At 71.6% G+C, this 18,278-nt stretch carries 16 protein-coding genes; 13 read left to right on the top strand and 3 right to left on the bottom strand.

What is annotated here, in order from left to right:
* Positions 1 to 10: 10 nt before the first annotated feature.
* The 3 genes from OM076_RS37070 to OM076_RS37060 all read left to right on the top strand — a co-directional run bounded on the left by OM076_RS37070 (position 11) and on the right by OM076_RS37060 (position 4,444).
* Positions 11 to 976 (top strand): hypothetical protein, encoded by a 966-nt coding sequence (locus OM076_RS37070; RefSeq protein ID WP_270045220.1) that lies wholly within the window; start codon positions 11 to 13, stop codon positions 974 to 976.
* A 32-nt stretch (positions 977 to 1,008) separates the two neighbouring features.
* Positions 1,009 to 2,106, top strand: coding sequence for an NAD(P)H-dependent glycerol-3-phosphate dehydrogenase (locus OM076_RS37065; protein WP_270045219.1), 1,098 nt, complete (start codon positions 1,009 to 1,011; stop codon positions 2,104 to 2,106).
* Positions 2,107 to 2,221: 115 nt separating this feature from the next.
* Positions 2,222 to 4,444 carry a polysaccharide deacetylase family protein gene (locus OM076_RS37060; protein WP_270045217.1) on the top strand — a complete coding sequence of 741 codons (2,223 nt, stop codon included), beginning with the start codon at positions 2,222 to 2,224 and terminating at the stop codon, positions 4,442 to 4,444.
* Here the strand turns inward: OM076_RS37060 and OM076_RS37055 are convergent.
* Positions 4,419 to 5,828, bottom strand: coding sequence for a sensor histidine kinase (locus OM076_RS37055; protein WP_270045216.1), 1,410 nt, complete (start codon positions 5,826 to 5,828; stop codon positions 4,419 to 4,421). The two genes, OM076_RS37060 and OM076_RS37055, sit on opposite strands and share 26 nt — an antisense overlap.
* Positions 5,828 to 6,508: a response regulator transcription factor gene (locus OM076_RS37050; protein ID WP_270045215.1), complete on the bottom strand. Its 681-nt coding sequence runs from the start codon at positions 6,506 to 6,508 to the stop codon at positions 5,828 to 5,830. Before OM076_RS37050 ends, OM076_RS37055 begins: the two co-directional genes overlap by 1 nt.
* Before the next feature lie 97 nt (positions 6,509 to 6,605).
* Here OM076_RS37050 and OM076_RS37045 point away from each other — a divergent pair, with 97 nt between their 5' ends.
* The 10 genes from OM076_RS37045 to egtD all read left to right on the top strand — a co-directional run bounded on the left by OM076_RS37045 (position 6,606) and on the right by egtD (position 17,930).
* On the top strand, positions 6,606 to 7,670 hold the full coding sequence (locus OM076_RS37045) for a S1C family serine protease (RefSeq protein WP_270045214.1): 1,065 nt from the start codon (positions 6,606 to 6,608) through the stop codon (positions 7,668 to 7,670).
* Positions 7,667 to 8,731 carry an AAA family ATPase gene (locus OM076_RS37040; protein WP_372518127.1) on the top strand — a complete coding sequence of 355 codons (1,065 nt, stop codon included), beginning with the start codon at positions 7,667 to 7,669 and terminating at the stop codon, positions 8,729 to 8,731. The genes OM076_RS37045 and OM076_RS37040 overlap by 4 nt, the downstream gene beginning before the upstream one ends.
* Positions 8,728 to 9,696: a VWA domain-containing protein gene (locus OM076_RS37035; protein WP_270045212.1), complete on the top strand. Its 969-nt coding sequence runs from the start codon at positions 8,728 to 8,730 to the stop codon at positions 9,694 to 9,696. The genes OM076_RS37040 and OM076_RS37035 overlap by 4 nt, the downstream gene beginning before the upstream one ends.
* On the top strand, positions 9,693 to 10,691 hold the full coding sequence (locus OM076_RS37030) for a DUF58 domain-containing protein (RefSeq protein WP_270045211.1): 999 nt from the start codon (positions 9,693 to 9,695) through the stop codon (positions 10,689 to 10,691). Before OM076_RS37035 ends, OM076_RS37030 begins: the two co-directional genes overlap by 4 nt.
* Positions 10,688 to 11,662 carry a VWA domain-containing protein gene (locus OM076_RS37025; RefSeq protein WP_270045210.1) on the top strand — a complete coding sequence of 325 codons (975 nt, stop codon included), beginning with the start codon at positions 10,688 to 10,690 and terminating at the stop codon, positions 11,660 to 11,662. Before OM076_RS37030 ends, OM076_RS37025 begins: the two co-directional genes overlap by 4 nt.
* A gap of 89 nt (positions 11,663 to 11,751) precedes the next feature.
* Positions 11,752 to 13,668, top strand: coding sequence for a phospholipase C (locus OM076_RS37020; RefSeq protein WP_270045209.1), 1,917 nt, complete (start codon positions 11,752 to 11,754; stop codon positions 13,666 to 13,668).
* Positions 13,669 to 14,613, top strand: coding sequence for an EfeM/EfeO family lipoprotein (locus OM076_RS37015; RefSeq protein ID WP_270045208.1), 945 nt, complete (start codon positions 13,669 to 13,671; stop codon positions 14,611 to 14,613).
* Positions 14,610 to 15,812, top strand: a complete 1,203-nt coding sequence (locus tag OM076_RS37010; RefSeq protein WP_270045207.1) for a Dyp-type peroxidase — start codon at positions 14,610 to 14,612, stop codon at positions 15,810 to 15,812. The genes OM076_RS37015 and OM076_RS37010 overlap by 4 nt, the downstream gene beginning before the upstream one ends.
* Before the next feature lie 70 nt (positions 15,813 to 15,882).
* Positions 15,883 to 16,944, top strand: coding sequence for an SUMF1/EgtB/PvdO family nonheme iron enzyme (locus OM076_RS37005; RefSeq protein ID WP_270045206.1), 1,062 nt, complete (start codon positions 15,883 to 15,885; stop codon positions 16,942 to 16,944).
* A complete protein-coding gene (gene egtD, locus OM076_RS37000) occupies positions 16,941 to 17,930 on the top strand; it encodes an L-histidine N(alpha)-methyltransferase (protein WP_270045205.1) in 990 nt (329 codons plus the stop codon). Before OM076_RS37005 ends, egtD begins: the two co-directional genes overlap by 4 nt.
* On the opposite strand, the gene OM076_RS36995 is transcribed toward egtD, so the two are convergent.
* Positions 17,905 to 18,261 (bottom strand): hypothetical protein, encoded by a 357-nt coding sequence (locus OM076_RS36995; RefSeq protein WP_270045204.1) that lies wholly within the window; start codon positions 18,259 to 18,261, stop codon positions 17,905 to 17,907. The genes egtD and OM076_RS36995 overlap by 26 nt on opposite strands.
* Between the last annotated feature and the right edge of the window lie 17 nt (positions 18,262 to 18,278).

The following is an 18,278-nucleotide window of genomic DNA, read 5'->3' as shown; positions in this document are numbered from 1 at the left end:
TCCGCGACGGATGGCGGAGCACGAGAGTGTCCAGCCGGCCCAGGCGCCCGCGGCGCCCGTCGTCGCCACCCCGGGGCCCGCCTCACCCGCTCTCGGCCTCGGTCTCGGGCCGCCCGCCTCGTTCGGGCAGTGGGATCCCGCCGCCCGGGCACGCTACGCGGGCGCGCTGCAGGCCGGCTACGGCAATCAGCACGTCGCCCGCATGGCCACGGTGGCGCGGACACCGCCCGTCGAGCTGAACCCCGGCAACCTCGAGGTGCCGACAGAGATCGGCCAGGAGTACGCGGTCGACGCCGAGGTCGAGGAGATGTGCGCGCGCGTCGTGCGCGGCGAGCTGAGCGCGGCCGAAGCGGAGGCCCAGCTCGCGCAATCGGCCGCGGCGCGCGCGGCCGCCGCCGAGGGCGCGGCCGCCGGTCAGGGCGCCGCCGGAGCGATCCAGACGGTCGCCCGCGCACTGGCCAACATCGGCAAGAGCGGCCCCGCGATGGTCGGCGTCTTCGGCGCGTACGTGACCATCAAGGCCACCCTCGCCACGCTCGAGGACGCCGCCGAGGAGCGCCGGGTGGGCGACGCGATCGTCGCCGCCACCGACGGCTACGTCGCCGGCTTCATGGCCGGCGTCGGTTGGAACATGGCGGGCGGCGACCCGGCGTGGTTCGCCGACGGGCAGGCGAAGGGCACCGCGGCCAAGGACGCGCTGGTGGCCAAGGCGAAGGCCGATCCGGTCCTGGCGAAGTACGACATCGGCCCGGACGAGGTGCTAGTGCAGATCCGCGACAAGCGCGAAGCGTTCCACTCGGAGCTCTACGCCTCGGTCAAGCCGCAGATCGCCTCGCTGTACCTGAAGAAGTGGCGCGAGAACCTCGGCTGGGCGACGAAGACGTTCACCAACGAGGAGGAGGGCGGCGAGCGGCGGATCCGGACCCGCGCCGGCATGCCCGACACCGGCCAGCTCCCCGAGCCGAAACTCCAGTAACGACTCCACCACCTGCGGGGTAGAGTCCCGCGATGCCCCCGCGGCCCCAGTTGACCATCCCCTCGCCCGGAGGACGGCGCGCGGTCGTGCTCGGCGCCGGCTCGTTCGGCACCGCGGTGGCCGTCCTGCTCGCCCGCGGCGGCTTTCGCACGACGCTCCAGACCCGCTCGACCGAGCAGGCCGAGCGCCTGGAGACCGAGCGCGAGAACGCCGCCTACCTGCCCGAGGTGCAGTTCCCGCGCGAGCTGCGCGTCGAGCCGATGTCGGCCGGGCTCTCACGCGCGGACTACGTCTTCCTCGGCGTGCCCTCGCGCGGGCTCTCGCAGGTGATCGGCAACCTGCAGGCGACCGGGCTGCCCGCCCGGACGCCCGTGATCTCGATGGCGAAGGGCCTCGTCCCGCCGGACGGGCTCGCGCCCACGACGCTGCTCAACCAGGCCTTCGGCGTGGATCGCGTGGCCTGCCTCGGCGGCCCGGCGCACGCGCGCGAGATGGTCACCGAGGGCGCGGGCCTCGTCGCCGCGTCCTCCAACGTCAAGCTCGCCGCCGCGATCGCCAACGTCTTCATGCGCGCGGGCGTGGTCTGCGAACAGTCCAACGACCCCGTCGGCGTCGAGCTCTCCGGCGTCGCCAAGAACGCCGCGTCACTGGCGGCCGGCGCGACCGCCGGCCAGGGACTGAACGCCGCGGGCGCCGCCGCCGGCCACATCTTCGCCGAGGTCTGGCGCTACGCGGAGCGTCAGGGCGGCAAGCCGGAGTCGATGATCGGCCTCGCCGGCACCGGCGACCTCGTCGGCACCGCCCTCGCCCCCCAGTCGCGCAACCGCCGCGCGGGCGAGCTGCTCGGCCAGGGCGTTCCCGCCTCGGAGATCCCCGCCCGCATCGGCCAGGCCGTCGAAGCGCTGGACATGGTCCCGCTCCTCGCCACGGCCCTGCGCCGCGCCCACGTCGAGGCGCCGGTCACCACCGCCCTGCACGGTCTGATCTCCGGCGAGCTCCCGCTCGACGAGTGGGTCGCCCGCGTCCGCGCGACCGTCCCCCCGCCGGCGGTGCGCGACAGCGCGTTTCGCCGCGCCGTCGCCCGCATGCGACGCCACCAGGTCACCGAGTCGCTCAAGCGGCCCGATTAACCCGACCGGCCCTCGTAAGGATCCCGAACGAACCCGGCGCTTGCGCTGCGATTTTCGCTGCAGTAGGTTAATTCGTAAAGGTAGATACCTTTACGAATTAGGGAGAGAGGTCTAGATGAGGGCTTCGCGCTTTGCGCTAGCTGCTGGGCTGTTCCTGCTGGTCCCGGCGTCACCCGCGTTCGCGGCGCCTGACCTGACGGTCTCCGCGACGCACGCCGCGCCGACGTTCCTGCGCACGACCGCGCCCAACACGACGGTGTACGCCGGAACGCTCATGCTGACCGTCACCAACGGCGGCGCGGACCCCACCGACGGCACCCCGGTGACCGTGACCGAGCGGCTCCCCACCGGGCTCGGATCACTGATCAACAACCCCGGCTTCGGTGCCGGCCCGACCACCGCTTCAGGCACGGGCTGGACGTGTACCGGGACGACGACGAGCACCTGCACGCGCAGCGACGCGCTCGCCGCCGGCGCGTCCTATCCGCCGATCACCGTCAACGTCACAGTCGCCAACAACGCCGCCGCATCACTCGCCAACGCCCCCACGGTCAACGGCGGCGGCGACGCCTCGCTCGCGACCGGCGCGGACACCATCCCGACCGCGGTCGACGCCTGCCCGAACGGCTTCGCCGCCGGCCAGAACGTCACGTTCGGCCCGCCCACGCCCGTGATCGACTCCGGCGTCGTCAACCCCGAGCGCGCCGACGGCTGCTCACTGCTGGACATCATCTGGAACGCCGCCCCGGCCGACCACGCCTCCTTCGTCGCCCACGTCGACGACGCGACGACCGCTTTCGGCCTCACCGCCCCACAGCGCACCGCCGTCCACGACGCCGCGAACCAGTCGGCGATCGGCACCGCGAGCGATCACCAGATCGACAACGCCTGCACGGCCGGGCGGATCGCGCTGACCTTCGACGACGGCCCCTCGCTCTACCGCCCGCACACGATGCAGAACATGCGCGACCGCTACTCGCCGGCCGTGCTCTTCGACGTCGCGGTCCGCTCGGAGGCCAACCTCGACATCGCGAAGTTCGAGCGCGACGAAGGCCACGTGGTGCTCAGCCATACCTACGACCACCCGCACCTCAATGCGCTCTCCCCGGCGCTGCAGGTGGCGGAGATGGCGAAGGCCGAGGACACGTTCAACCGCCTCGGCATCCCGATCACGTTCCGCGCGATGCGCCCGCCGTTCTTCGAGGCCAACGCCGCCACGCTGGCCAACCTCGCCGCGATGGGCTACACGTCGAACACCGCCCGGATCGAGACCACCGACTACGACCCGGCCAACACGCTGGCCGCGACCCGCGACGCGATCGTCAACCAGCTGCGCGCCGGCGCGATCATCCTGCTCCACGACGGGCCGATCGACACGCCCGCGGGCCTGAACTCCAGCGACGCGTCGGTCCAGATCATCGACGCCGCGCGCGCCCGCGGGTTCTGCATGGGCACGCTCGACCGCAAGGGCAACGTCGTCGCCACCCGCTACGTCCCGCGTACGACGCCGATCCCGCCGATCACCAACGCCGTGCCGTACGTGCCGCTGGCCTACCCGGGCACGCCGCCCTCGCCCTGGAAGCTCGTGCCGCAGCCGCTGAAGATAATGGTCGCCCACACGCAGCTCAACCGCGGCGGGACCGGCACGATCACGCTGACCGCGTCCAATGTCTCCGACGAGCCGACCGACGGCAGCACGATCACGCTGTCAGACCGCGTTCCCACGGGACTCACCGTCACGAGCATCGCCGGCACCGGATGGACCTGCACCGGCACGACCACCCGCAACTGCACGCGGGTGGACATCCTGCCGCCGCACAGCTCCTTCCCGCCGGTGACGATCAACGTGAGCGTCTCGGCCACGGCGAACTTCGTGCTGGCCAACGCGCCCACGCTGACCGGCCACGGCGGGAACGTGTGGGTCGACACGGTCTCGGACCCGATCAGCGTCGGCGTGGGAGCACCCGGCGACGTCGGCGGCAGCGTCCCGGCGACGCTGGCCCTGACGCTCGGCGGGCCGGCCACGTTCGCCCCGTTCACGCCGGGCATCAGCAAGAGCTACACGGCCTCGACGACCGCCAACGTGACGACGACCGCGGCCGACGCGACGCTCACCGTCGCCGACCTCAGCACCGATCACCCCGGGTACCTGATCAACGGGGCGTTCGTCCTGCCGCAGCCGCTGCAGGGCCTGGGCGTGGTCAAGACCTACACCGGCCCGGTGAGCAATGACGCGGTGCCGGTGACGTTCACCCAGCCGATCGCGGCGACCGACGCGCTGCGCACCGGCGCCTACGCGAAGACGCTGACGTTCACCTTGTCAACGACGAATCCATAGCGGCCGGCACCGTCGCCGGCAGCTCGAGCACGAACTCCGCGCCGCCACCGGAAGCGTTGGCGGCGCGGACGCTCCCGCCGTGCTGTTCGGCGACCTGCCGGACGATCGCCAGCCCGAGCCCGGAACCCGGGCGCCCGCGCGAGGACGCGCCGCGGTAGAAGCGGTCGAAGAGGTGCGGGAGATCCTCGGGGTCGACGCCGGTGCCGTGGTCGCGCACCCGCAGGCCGTGGACGTCCGCGACCACCTCGACGACGCCGCCCTCCGGCGAGTGCTTGGCGGCGTTGTCGAGCAGGTTGTTGACCGCGCGCGTGAGGCGTTCACGGGTGCCCTCGACCACGGCCGGCGACAGGACCGCCTCGAAGTGGACCTTCGGCGCGTGCCGGCGCGCGCGCGTCAGCGACTCGTTGACCAGGTGGTCGAGCCGGACGTCCTCGGTCTCTGAGCGCGGCTCGTCGCCGCGGGCGAGCTCGATCAGGTCGGCGACGAGCATCCCGAGCTCGGTCGTCTGCTCCTCGACGTCCTCGAGCAGCTGCGCCCGCTCGTCCGCCGGCAGCGCCTCGGATTCCGCCAGCACCTCGATGTTGGTGCGCAGGCTGGTGATCGGCGTCCGCAGCTCGTGCGAGGCGTCGGCGACCAGCTGCCGCTGGGCCGCGACCGAGCGCTCGAGCGTGTCCAGCATCGCGTTGAAGTGCTGCGCGAGCTCGCCGATCTCGTCGTGGGTCTCGACGTGGATGCGCCGGCCGAGGTCCTCGGTGGCGGCGATGTGGCGCGCGGCCTCGGTGACCTGGGCGATCGGCGCGACGACGTTGCGCGACACCAGGCGGCCGAGCAGGACCGCCAGGGCGACGCCGCCGAGGATCACGAGCGACAGGATCAGCTGCAGGCGGTCGAGCACCGCGTCGGCGCCCTCCAGCGAGCGGGCGTATTGCACCGCGCCGATCGGGTGGCCGAGCGCGGAGAACCCGCTCGGGGCGCGGGTGGTGAGCATGCGGATGTGCGTTCCGCTGACGTCGGCGTCACTGAAGAAGTCCGGCCCGACGCCGGCCGCCACGTCGCGCGCGCGCCCGTCGACCGGCAGCGGCGCGCTCTCGGGCCCGATCTGCCCGAGGACGTTGCCGTCGGTGTCCAGCACCTGGACGAAGGGGGTGGGGCCGCCGCGGCGCGCCGGGAGCGTCCCGACCCGCGGCGGTCCTTCGCCGCGCCCGCCGCCCCGGCCGGGGAAGAGCCCGAACGTGCTCTGGTCCTGCAACTGCCCGTCGACCTCGGAGATCAGCTGGTCGCGCACGGCGACGTACGCGACCGCGGCCGAGAGCGCCACCGCGACGGCCACCGCGAGCGCGACCGCGATCGTCATCCGGCGCCGCAGGGGCAGCGAGCGGAGCATCAGTCCCGGAGCACGTAGCCCACGCCGCGGACGGTGTGCAGGAGGCGCGGCTCGCCGCCCTCCTCCGTCTTGCGGCGCAGGTAGCCCATGTAGACGCCGAGCGAGTTCGAGCTCGACCCGAAGTCATAGCCCCACACCCGCTCGAAGATCTGCGACCGCGTCAGCACCTGCTTCGGGTGCTCCAGGAACAGGGCCAGCAGCTGGAACTCGGTGCGCGAGAGCTCGAGCTTGCGCGTGCCGCGCTTGGCCTCCCAGGCGCCGCGGTCGAGCGTGAGGTCGGCGTAGCGCAGGAGGCTGCCGTCCTCTTCCTCAGGCGCCTCGGCGCGCCGCAGCAGCGCCCGCAGGCGCGCCTTGAGCTCCTTCAGCGCGAAGGGCTTGACCAGGTAGTCGTCGGCGCCCGCGTCCAGGCCGGCGACGCGATCGTCGACGGCGTCGCGGGCGGTGAGCATCAGCACCGGGGTGCGATCGCCGGCGTCGCGCAGGCGCCGGCAGACCTGTAGCCCGTCGATCCCCGGCATGGCGACGTCGAGCACGACCGCGTCGTGGCGCGAGTCGGCCAGGTGATCCAACGCTTCACGACCATCGGCCGCGAGCGTGATCTCATACCCGTCCAGGCGCAGCGCGCGATCCAGCGCGGCCCGCACCGCGGGCTCGTCGTCAACGATCAGCACGCGCGTCATTCAGCTCATCCTCAGCATCGGTAGAGAAGGTAAGAATCACAGAAGACGGGCGCGTCTTTAAGCAGCGATCAAAGACGCGCGCTCTTATGCGAGGGCTATGCGCTCACTCGTCATGTTCTTCGGCGGCGCCGTTGCGATGGCGCTCGTGGTCGGCGCGCTCGCCGTCGCGGGCGTGATCGACGACGATCCGGCACCGATCGTCCAGGCATCTCCGCCTTCTCCGCCCGCGACGCAGCCGAACCAATCCCGGCCCAAATCCACGGGCGGGAGCGAGTCGATCAGCGACATCTACAAGCGGGTGTCGTCCGGCGTGGTCTTCATCCAGGCGGGCCAGAGCGCGACCGGCTCGGGCTTCGTCTACGACGACCAGGGCCACATCGTCACCAACGACCACGTGGTCGAGGAGGCCAATTCCTTCAGCGTCCGCATCGGCGCCGACACCAAGCCGATCCCCGCCCAGCTCGTGGGCAAGGACCCGTCGTCGGACCTCGCGGTGCTCAAGGTCGACCCGGGCGCGGTCAAGAACGGCCTCAAGCCGATCGAGCTCGGGGACTCCAAGGCGCTCGAGCCCGGCGATCAGACGATCGCCATCGGGTCGCCGTTCGGCCTGGAGGGCACGGTGACCTCCGGCATCGTCTCCTCGCTCGGGCGGACGATCACGGCGCCCAACGACTATCCGATCGCCGACGCGATCCAGACCGACGCCGCGATCAACCCCGGCAACTCCGGCGGCCCGCTGCTGGACGGCAACGGCCGCGTGATCGGCGTCAACTCGCAGATCAAGTCCGGGAGCGGCTCCAACTCCGGCGTCGGCTTCGCCGTGCCGGTCTCGAGCGTCAAGTTCGTCGTGCCGCAGATCATGAACGGCGGCAAGGTCGTGCGCGCCTACCTCGGCGTGCGCAACGGCGATACGCCGGATCTGTCGGGCGCGGTCGTGGGCGGTGTGGTCACGGGCGGGCCGGCGGACAAGGCCGGGCTGCAGACCGGCGACAAGATCACCTCGATCGACGGGCGTCAGATCACGTCCTCGGACGACGTTTCTTCAGCGGTTGCGGCACGCAAGCCCGGGGAACAGGCAAAAGTGACGGTGGAGCGCGCGGGCAACCGGCGTACCCTGACCGTTGACCTCGGAACGCGTCCAGACACACCGGCGGGCGGATGACCTACGGAATTAATGACCCCAGGAGACCAGACGTGACCCCAGAGGACCGGCGGCTCCACGCCCTGGACCGGCCCGTAGAGCCGAATCCGTCCCGCGCCGCCCACGACGACCTGGAGAACGCGCTCTTCGAGATCAAGCGGGTGATCGTCGGTCAGGAAGCGATGCTCGAGCGGGTGCTCGTCGCGCTGCTCGCCGGTGGCCACGTGCTGCTCGAGGGCGTTCCCGGCCTGGCGAAGACGCTGACCGTCAAGACCGTGTCCGACGTGCTCGGCGGCACGTTCCGGCGCCTGCAGTTCACGCCCGACCTCGTGCCCGCGGACCTCGTCGGCACGCGCATCTTCCATCCCGACACGGGCAAGTTCGACGTCGAGCTGGGCCCGGTGTTCTGCAACTTCCTGCTCGCGGACGAGATCAACCGCGCCCCCGCGAAGGTGCAGTCCGCGCTGCTTGAGGTCATGCAGGAGCGCCAGGTGACGATCGGCCACGAGACGCACCGCGTCCCGGCGCCGTTCCTCGTGCTCGCCACGCAGAACCCGATCGAGTCCGAGGGCACCTACCCGCTGCCCGAGGCCCAGGTCGACCGTTTCATGTTCAAGCTCGTGGTCGACTACCCGTCGCACCGTGACGAGGTCGCCGTCGTCGAGCGCTCGCTGGAGACCGGCACCGTGGCGCGCGAGGTCCTCTCGGCCGAGCATCTCGCCGACCATCAGCGGGCGGCGGGCACGGTCTACGTCGACCGGCGGGTGATGGAGTACGCCGTGGCGCTGACCACGGCGACCAGAGATCCCGGCGACGAGAACTGGGTCGAGTTCGGCGCCTCGCCGCGCGGCTCGATCAACCTCATCCACGCGGGCCGCGCGCTGGCGCTGCTGCGCGGTCGCGACTACATGCTGCCGGTCGACGTGCGCGACCTCGCGCGCGACGTCCTGCGCCACCGCATCGTCCTCACCTACGAGGCGCTGGCGGCGGGGGTGGACTCCGACCGGGTCCTCGATGACGTCCTGGAGCGCGTGCCGATGCCGCGCATCGAGCTCGCGCAGGAGCGTCCGTACGCCACGTGACGTTCCAAGCGCCCCTTCTGCTGGGACTGCTGGCGGTCATCCCGCTGGTGGCGGTGGTCTACGCGCTCTCGCAACGGCGGGCGCGCAAGTTCGCGGTCCGCTACACGAACGTCGATCTCCTGATCGCGGTCGCGGGGCGCTCGTGGGCGCGCCATATCCCCGCCGTCCTGGCGCTGCTGGCGCTGGCGGCGCTGCTGATCGCGCTCGCGCGGCCGCAGCGGACCGTCGCCGCTGAGCGCCGCGAGGCCACGGTCATGCTCGTGTTCGACACGTCGGGCTCGATGACGGCCACCGACGTCCTGCCCTCGCGGCTGGCGGCGGCGCAGGCGGCGGGCATCGCGTTCGTCGACTCGGTGCCGGACGAGTTCCGGATCGGCGTCGTGGGCTTCGGCTCGGCCGCCCAGCAGCTCGCCGAGCCGACGACCGACCACGCGCAGGTGAAGGCGACGATCGGGGCGCTGCAGGTCGCGGGCGCGACGGCGATGGGCGACGCGCTGAAGCTGGCGATCAACTCGGCGCGGGTGCCGATCCCGGACGGGCTCGGCGGCGAGCGGCGGCTGCCGGCGGCGATCGTGCTGCTCGGCGACGGCGCCTCGACCCGCGGCGCGGACCCGATCACGGTCGTCCAGGACACCAAGAAGTACAAGATCCCGGTCTACACCGTGGCGCTGGGCTCGCAGAACGGCACGCTCACCCACACCGACCCGAACACGGGCGCGATCACGAGCACGGAGAAGGTCCCGCCCGACCTCTTGACGCTGCAGGACGTCGCGCGCGACACGGGCGGGCAGTTCTTTGCCACCGCTGACGCCAAGCGCCTGGCCGCCGTGTACCGCAACCTGGGCACGCGGCTGACCAAGGTCAAGGAGAAGCGCCAGGTCACGTCGGCCTTCGCGGGCGGCGCGATCGTGCTCCTGCTCGCCGGCGCCGGCTTTGGCCTGATGCGCGGCGGGAGATTGCCATGAGTGGCCGCCCGCGCCTTGTCCCGCCCGCGCCCGAGCGCTCGCCGGACAAGCCCGGACCGGGTCCTGTCCCGCCCCAGGTCCTGCGCTCGCTGGACCTGGCGGTGATGAAGCGGATCGAGTCGCTCGTCCCCGGTGAGCACCTGACGCCGCAGACGGGTCAGGGGACCGAGCTGGCGATGATCCGCCCGTACTTCCCGGGCGACGACGTGCGCCACATCGACTGGATGGCGACGGCGCGCCTGAACGAGCCCCACGTGCGCGTCCACGTGGGTGAGCGGGCGCTGACGACGTGGCTGGTGCTCGACGTGAGCGCGTCGATGGTGTTCGGCACCGCCGACCGGCGCAAGACCGACGTCGCCGAGGGCGTCGCGCTGGCCGTCGGGCACGTGGCCTCGCGGCGCGGGAACCGGCTCGGCGTGCTGGCCTTCGGCGGTGGCCAGCCGCGGATCATGCGCCCGCGCCAGGGCCGCCTGGGCCTGCTGGCGCTCCTGGCCGAGCTGCGTCACGAGCCCGAGCCCGAAGGCGCCGGAGCGACGTCGCTGGGCGCCGCCCTCGCCAGCGCCGCGACGCTCGGGCGCCAGCGCGGCCTGGTCGTGATCGTCTCCGACTTCCGCGGCGAACGCGACTGGGAAGGCCCGCTCCAGGCGCTGCGGGCCCGCCACGGCGTGATGGCGGTCGAGATCGTCGACCCGCGCGAGCAGCAGCTCGTGAACGCGGGCGACCTGTGGCTGATCGACCCCGAGACGGGCCGGCAGGTCCACGTCGACACGCGCAAGCGCCGGATCCGCGACAGGTTCGCCGCCGCCGCGGCGGCTGAGCGCGAAGAGGTCCGCTCCGCCTTGCGCCGGACCGGCGCCGACCACGTCGAGCTGTCCACCGGCGGCGACTGGCTGCGCATCTTCGCTTCGCACCTGCGTCGCGGCGAGATGGCGATGCGCACCGGCGCGCCCGCCCGCGCCGCGGTGGCCAACCGGATGAGGACGGCGCGCGGATGAGCTTCGCCGAACCGGTCCTGCTCGCCGGGTTCATCCTCGTGCCGCTGGCGATGCTCGCCTACGGCTCGCTGCAGCGGCGCCGCAGGCGGGACTCGGCCTCGTGGGCCAACCCCGCGCTCGTGCCGGGCCTGACGACCGCGCGACCCGGCTGGCGGCGCCATCTTCCGCCGTTCCTGCTGCTGCTCGCCCTGTGTGCGCTCGTCCTCGCCCTCGCCCGTCCCCAACGCACGGTGGCCGCGCCCCAGCGGGCGGCGAACATCGTGATGGTCACGGACATCTCCGGCTCGATGAACGCGACCGACGTCCAGCCCAACCGGATCGACGCCGCCGTCTCCGCGGCCAAGACGCTGACGCAGAAGGTCCCGCCGACGTTCCGGCTCGGGCTGATCACGTTCTCGGACTTCGCCGAGCAGCGCGTCGCCCCGACCACGGATCGCTCGCAGATCCGCGGCGCACTGGACCAGCTCGTGGCCGAGGGCGGCACCGCCATGGGCGACGGGCTCGAGCGCGGGCTGTTCGCGGCGCGTACGCCGGTCCCGAACGCGGACGGCAGCGGCGTCCGGCGCCTCCCGTCGGTGATCGTCCTGCTCAGCGACGGCAAGAACACGTCGGGCACGCGCGAGCCGCTGGACGTCGCCCGCGAGGCCGGGCGCGCCCGCATCCCGATCTACGCGATCGCGCTCGGGACCCCCGGTGGCGCGGTCGAGCTGCGGGACTCCTTCGGCTTCCTCCAGCGCGTCCAGGTCCCGCCGGACACCGAGACGCTCAAGGAGATCGCCCGCCTCTCCGGCGGCAAGTCCTACACGGCGACCGAGACCGACAAGGTCAAGGAGATCTACGCCAACCTCGGCACGCGGCTCTCGTCCAAGAGCGAGAAGCACGAGATCACCGCGATCTTCGCGGGTGGCGCGATCGCGTTCCTCGTCGCCGCCGGCAGCCTCTCACTGGTCTGGTTCGGCCGCCTCATCTGACTTGACAGCCACCCTCGCGGGTGGTTCGTTTGTCCAGGCGGCCGAGCGGGTCTGGAGACGTGCCGCAGCGAAGGAGGGGACGCAACGTGGTGAACTCGAGAGCACTGCGACGCTCGCTGTTCGGTGGAGCCGCGGGGCTGGTCATCGCGGCGGGCGCGCTCGCCGTCGCGAGCGCAGACTCCAAGGTCCCGCCGCCGGCGAACACCCCGATCGAGCACGTGGTGGTCATCTTCGGCGAGAACCAGTCCTTCGACCACTACTTCGGCACCTATCCCGTCGCCGAGAACCAGCATCCCGGCCAGCCGCTGTGGAACGGCAGCATCGGCAAGCAGACCGTCGACGGGCTCACGCCGGACCTGATCAACAACAACCCGAACTCGCAGAAGCCGCGCCGCCTCGATCGCTCCGAGGCCGTCACGTGCGACTTCAACCACAACTACGACGCCGAACAGCGCGCCTTCAACGGCGGCGCGATGAACCGCTTCCCCGAGAACACGGACACCGGCAACTGCTCCGACAAGCGGATCGTCATGTCCTACTACGACGGCAACACGGTCACCGCGATGTGGAACTACGCCCAGCACTTCGCGATGAGCGACCGCCACTTCGGCACCACGTTCGGCCCGTCGACGATCGGCGCGATCAACCTGATCAGCGGGAACACGCACGGCGTCAGCCCCGTGGGCGCGGCCTCCGGCCTGACCGGGACGATGATCGCCAACTCGCAGCCGCTGTTCGACGACTGCGCGGGCTCGGCGACCGCGTCCTTCAGCGGCAAGAACATCGGCAACCTGATGAACACCGCCGGCGTGACGTGGGGCTGGTTCGCGGGCGGCTTCAAGCCGACGTCGCGCAACGGCGCGATCGCGGTCTGCGCCGGCACGCACACCAACGCCGCCGGAGCAGCGGTCCCCGACTACCTCCCGCACCACGCCCCGTTCCAGTACTACCTCTCGACGTCGAACCAGCACCATCTGCCTCCGACCGGCCCCATCGGCACGACGGACCAGGCCAACCACCTGTACGACCTCACCGACTTCGCCGACGCGCTGGAGGCGGGCAACCTGCCGCAGGTCTCGTTCCTGAAGGCGGTCAGCGCCGAGGACGGGCACCCGGGTTACTCCGGTCCGCTCGACGAGCAGCGGTTCATCGTGCGGGTGCTCAACGGGCTGCAGTCGTCGCCCGAGTGGGACTCGACCGCGGTCTTCCTCGCCTACGACGACTCCGACGGCTGGTACGACCACGCCCACATCACGCCGCTCCAGGGCTCGGACATCGCGGCCGACAGCCTCGGCGGGGCGAGCAAGTGCGGACCCCAGCCGGTCCCCGCCGGCGACTATCGCGGGCGCTGCGGCCCGGGCCCGCGGCTGCCGCTGCTCGTCGTCTCGCCATGGGCCAAGCAGAACTTCATCGATCACAAGCAGACCGAGCAGACCTCGATCCTGAAGTTCATCGAGGACAACTGGAGCCTCGGGCGCATCGGCGATCAGTCCTTCGACGAGCGGGCGCCGACGCTGGACGAGATGTTCGACTTCGACCCGGCGCACGCGCGGGCGCCGAAGCTGATCCTGGATGAGCGCACCGGCAACCCGGCCGGAGCGCCGGTCGTTCCGACCCCGTCGGCGACCGCGACGCCGGTGCCGACGACCAGCCCCGCGCCGACCGCCACGGCGACCGCCACCGCGACGCCGAAGCCCTCGCCCACGCCGGCGGCCGCCAAGGTCGCGGTCAAGCTGAGCTGCAAGACGAGCGGCGGCGGCAAGCGGATCACCGTCTCCTGCACCGGCTCCGGCAAGGACGTGACCCGCAAGACGACGCTGCGCTTCGAGATCCTCGCCAACAAGAAGGTCGTGGCGAGCGCGAAGGGGAGCCTCGCCAAGAAGAAGGTCAAGCTCGTCATCAAGGCCAAGAAGACACTCAAGAAGGGCAGCTACACGCTGCGGATCTCGATCTCGCAGAGCGGCCGCACGGCCGTGACGCAGACGAAGTCCTTCCGCTTGAAGTAGATGCGCCGCGCGCTGCTGGTCGCCGTCCTTTGCCTCACCGGTTGTGGGGGTGGCCGGCAGGCGCCGGTGAGTGAGCACCCGATCGCGCCGCCCGCGACGCGCGAGATCGAGGTGACCAAGATCGCCGGGACCGACCGCTCGCCACGGGAGGTGGCGGACGCCGCGGCCGGCGTGCCGGTCAACGGCAACCCGCGCGGTGAGAACTCGCTCGTCCCGGAGTCCGCCTTCGACGGCCCGATCGCCGCCTACCGCCGCTACAGCGCCCGCCAGGCGGCGGCGATGGCGGCGCGGGTGACGGCGTTGCGCCAGGCGCTGGCGGCGGGTGACCGGGCGGCCGCACGGCGCGCGTGGGTGCAGGTCTACGAGCGCTACCTGCTGATCGGCGCGGCGTACGGCGCCCTCGGGGATCTCGATTCCGCCATCACCGGCGACCGCCTCGCGCTCGAGCGCGGGTTGTGGCGAGACGAGCCGCTGCCCGCGCTGCGCCCGGTCGCCGCGCGGCTCGCCCGCCACGTGCGCCAACTCCGCCGGACCGTCCCGAAGGTCGAGATCACACCGCTGGACTACGTGATCCGGGCGCACGAGATCCTCGAGGACGCGCAACGCGACATGCTCAGCGGCGTCGCGGCGCCGTACAGCGGCGCGGGCGTGCGCGCCACCGCCGCCTCGGTGGACGCTACGGACGCGGTCGTGGCGACGCTGCGGCCGCTGCTCGCCGGCCACGGCGCGATCGCCTCGGTCGAGGCCGGCCTGCTCAACCTGCACCGCGAGCTCGATTCGATCCAGCGTGCCCACGGCGGCGAGTGGCCGGCGCTCGACGAGCTCAGCCGCAGCGAGCGCCAGCACCTCAACGGGCGCCTCGGCGCCGGGCTGGAGATCCTCGCCGGCGTCCCGCACGCTCTCGAGACGCAATATCCGCCGGCAATCCCGGAGCTGCGGCCGTGAAGCTCGACCGACGCCGCTTCCTCGCCCGTTCCGCGCTCGCGCTCGGCGCGGTCGGCGCCGGCGGGGCGGTCGCGGCGACCGCCGCCGACGCGCCCGCCGAACCGAAGGGGCCGGATGCGCTGAACGAGCGGGTGCCGTTCGACGGTCCACATCAGGCCGGGGTGCTGACCGAGCCACGCGATGCGGTCGTGCTCGCCTCGCTGGACGCGATCGCGGCCGATCAGGCCATCCTCGCCGCGTCGCTCGCGACGCTCAGCGGGCGAGCGCGCGAGCTGTCGCAGGGCTGGCGGATGCCGGTGCGCGAGCCCGACGACCCGCCGCTGGACTCAGGTGCGCTCGGCACCGAGATCGCCCCGGACGGGCTCACGGTCACGATCGGCTTCGGCCACTCGCTCTTCGACGACCGCTACGGCCTCACGGCGCCGCCGAAGCTCACGCGGATGACGGCGTTCGACGGCGACCGGCTCGATCCCGGGCTGACCCACGGCGACGTGGTCGTGCTGATCAGCGCGCACCACATGGACACCGCGTCGCACGCGCTGCGGGAACTGCTGCGCCCGACGCGGGACGCGCTCGCGCTGCGCTGGTGGATCGACGGCTTCCAGGGCGCCGATCGCGGCCCGGACAAGCGCAGCGCCCGCCGCAACCTGTTCGGCTTCCGCGACGGGACCGGGAATCCGGACACATCCGACGACGCGCTGATGCAGAAGCTGGTCTGGACCCCCGGCGGCGGGACCTACATGGCGGTGCGCTTGATCCGGATGCACCTCGAGTTCTGGGACCGCGTCGGCTTGCGCGAGCAGGAGACGATGATCGGCCGCCGCCGCGACACGGGCGCGCCGCTGGGCGGCCACAGCGAGTTCGAGGACCCGCGGCTGGACCTCGATCCCGGCGGCAAGCGGATCGCGCTCGACGCCCACATCCGGCTCGCCAACCCGCGCACGGCCGAGACCGCGGACCAGCGCCTGCTGCGCCGCGCCTGGAACTACCAGCGCGGGTTCGACCGGGCGGGCCAGCTCGACCAGGGGCTGATCTTCGTCGCCTTCAACCAGGACCTTCAGCGGCAGTTCGTCGCCGTCCAGAACCGGCTCGCGGGCGAGCCGATGACCGACTACATCACCCCCGTCGGCGGTGGGTATTTCTACGTCCCGCGCGGTTCGCGGGGCGCCGACGATTGGGTGGGATCGAGCCTGATTTAGGTCATCCGCTGGCCGGAACCACTCGTAATGTTTCACGAGCCAACGAGACGGGACGAGTATGTTCAGACCAGTGGTAGCTGAGTTGCACGGCGTGATGGAGGAGGTACGCGAGCGGACGTTCGAGCTCGTCTCCCACCTCGACGAAGCGCAGCTGACGACGGTGTTGGCGCCGATCATGAGCCCGCTGTCATGGGATCTGGGCCACGTCGCCGCGTACGAGGACCTGTGGTTGAACCACCGGGCCGCGGGCCGCGAATTGCTGCGTGATGACCTCGCCGCGCTCTACGACGCGTTCGAGACGCCCCGCAAGGTGCGCGGTGACCTGGAGTTCCTGCGCGGCGCCGAACTGCTCGAGTACATGGCGGCGGTGCGCCAACGTGCGCTCGAGGCGCCGGTCGGCGACGGCGATCTGCACGAGCTCGTGATCCGCCACGAGCTCCAGCACACCGAGACGATGCTGCAGGCGATGACGCTCGCCGGCATCCTGCCGCCGTCATTCGGCGGACCCGCGTCGGTGTCCGGAACCGGACTCGAGTTCGTGGACGTCGCCGAGGGCGCGTTCGAGATGGGCGCCGGGCCGTCCGGCTTCGCCTACGACAACGAGCGCCCGCGTCACGGCGAGTGGACCGATCGCTTCAGCATCGGCCGCACGCCGATCACCAACGCGACCTGGCTCGCGTTCGCCGAGGGCGGCGGCTATGAACGCCGCGAGTGGTGGTCCGACGAGGGTTGGGCCTGGAAGCAGCAGTACGACATCACCCACCACGCCACGGCCGAGGCCGGGGATCCGGACGCTCCCGTCGTCCACGTCTCCTGGTTCGAGGCCGACGCCTTCGCCCGCGCCCACGAGGCGCGCCTCCCGACCGAGGTCGAGTGGGAGAAGGCGGCGACCTGGGACCAGCTTGAGGGTGTCGGGGAAGTCTGGGAATGGACCGTGAGCTACTTCACGGGCTATCCGGGTTTCATCGCCTACCCGTACCGGGAGTATTCGGAAGTGTTCTTCGGCGACCACTATCGGGTCCTGCGCGGCGGTTCGTGCGCGACCCATCCCCGGGTCGCCTCCCTGCAGTTCCGCAACTGGGACCTCCCCGAACGCCGGCAGCTCTTCGCCGGAGTCAGGATCGCGCGATGAATACCGCTCTAGGAGACATCGAGATCGTCTCCCGCCTCGGTGCCGACGAGCGCACGCTGGCGTTCGATGTCTTGGACGGCCTCACCCGCCCGTTCAAGGAGATCCCGCCGAAGCACTTCTACGACACCGAGGGTTCGCGGCTCTTCGAGCAGATCATGAGCCTGCCCGAGTACTACCCGACGCGCACCGAGCGGGCGATCCTCGAGGCCAACGCCGCGGCGCTGATCGAGGAGACCCACGCGGCGGAGCTGGTGGAGCTGGGCAGCGGCGTGCCGACCAAGACACTGCTGCTGCTGGACGCCATGCGTGACGCCGAGACGCTCGATCGCTACGTCCCGTTCGACGTCTCCGAGGTCGTCCTGCTCGAGAGCGCGAAGCTGCTCGTGGAGCGCTACCCCGGCATCCGCGTGTTCGGCGTCGTGGGTGACTTCGAGCGCCACCTGGACGCGCTGCCGGAGGCCGAAGGCCCGCGCGTGATCGTCTTCCTCGGCGGCACGATCGGCAACTTCCTCCCGGGGACGCGGCGGCGCTTCCTGCAGTCGCTGGCGGCGGAGCTGCGCCCGGAGGACCGGATCCTGCTCGGGACCGACCTGGTCAAGGACCCCGCGGTGCTCGAGGCGGCCTACAACGACGCCGCGGGCGTGACCGCGGCGTTCAATCGCAACATCCTCGCGGTGCTCAACCGCGAGCTGGACGCGGACTTCGATCTCGACGCGTTCGAGCACGTGGCGTTCTACGACCGCGAGCAGGAGTGGATCGAGATGCGCCTGCGGGCGGTGCGGCCGATGGACGTCCACGTGCGCAAGCTCGGCCTGGATGTGCACTTCGCCAACCGCGAGGAGCTGCGGACCGAGATCAGCGCCAAGTTCACCCGCGAGCGGCTCGAGGCCGACCTGCACGCGGCGGGCCTGGTGCTGGATCGGTTCATGACCGACGAGGACGAGCTGTTCGCGCTCTCGCTCATCGGCGCTGCGCCAACTCGCTGATCACGGCGTCATAGAGCAGCTCGTCGCCGTCCTCGGCCACACGGATGTGCCGGCCGCGGACGTCGAGTTCGAGCGGGCTCACCCAGACGGCGCCGAGCGGGGCGTCGGCCAAGGACGGGCCGACGCCGATGCACTCCTCGGGGGTGAGGTTCAGGGCGCGCATGACGAACGGGATCCCCTGGAGCTCGCCCTCGAGCTCGACGGCGTCCTCGCCGGCGAGCGCGAAGACGACGACCTCGGCGCGTTCGCACGCCTCGAACGCCCGCTCGGACAGACGACTTCCCGCATCGACCGCATCCGGGTCGTAGAAGACGCAGCGGAGCTTGGCCACCGCGTCATCCTAGGCGT

This window comes from Solirubrobacter ginsenosidimutans (assembly GCF_027587205.1).
The sequence above is the reverse complement of the archived record's forward strand: the minus strand, read 5'-3'. Positions and strand labels throughout refer to the sequence as shown.

Excerpts from the sequence above, each read along its gene's own strand:
- OM076_RS37070 (WP_270045220.1), top strand. The coding sequence starts at position 11 with ATGGCGGAGCACGAGAGTGTCCAGCCGGCCCAGGCGCCCGCGGCGCCC.
- OM076_RS37065 (WP_270045219.1), top strand. The coding sequence starts at position 1,009 with ATGCCCCCGCGGCCCCAGTTGACCATCCCCTCGCCCGGAGGACGGCGC.
- OM076_RS37060 (WP_270045217.1), top strand. The coding sequence starts at position 2,222 with ATGAGGGCTTCGCGCTTTGCGCTAGCTGCTGGGCTGTTCCTGCTGGTC.
- OM076_RS37055 (WP_270045216.1), bottom strand. The coding sequence starts at position 5,828 with ATGCTCCGCTCGCTGCCCCTGCGGCGCCGGATGACGATCGCGGTCGCG.
- OM076_RS37050 (WP_270045215.1), bottom strand. The coding sequence starts at position 6,508 with ATGACGCGCGTGCTGATCGTTGACGACGAGCCCGCGGTGCGGGCCGCG.
- OM076_RS37045 (WP_270045214.1), top strand. The coding sequence starts at position 6,606 with ATGCGCTCACTCGTCATGTTCTTCGGCGGCGCCGTTGCGATGGCGCTC.
- OM076_RS37040 (WP_372518127.1), top strand. The coding sequence starts at position 7,667 with ATGACCTACGGAATTAATGACCCCAGGAGACCAGACGTGACCCCAGAG.
- OM076_RS37030 (WP_270045211.1), top strand. The coding sequence starts at position 9,693 with ATGAGTGGCCGCCCGCGCCTTGTCCCGCCCGCGCCCGAGCGCTCGCCG.
- OM076_RS37025 (WP_270045210.1), top strand. The coding sequence starts at position 10,688 with ATGAGCTTCGCCGAACCGGTCCTGCTCGCCGGGTTCATCCTCGTGCCG.
- OM076_RS37015 (WP_270045208.1), top strand. The coding sequence starts at position 13,669 with ATGCGCCGCGCGCTGCTGGTCGCCGTCCTTTGCCTCACCGGTTGTGGG.
- egtD (WP_270045205.1), top strand. The coding sequence starts at position 16,941 with ATGAATACCGCTCTAGGAGACATCGAGATCGTCTCCCGCCTCGGTGCC.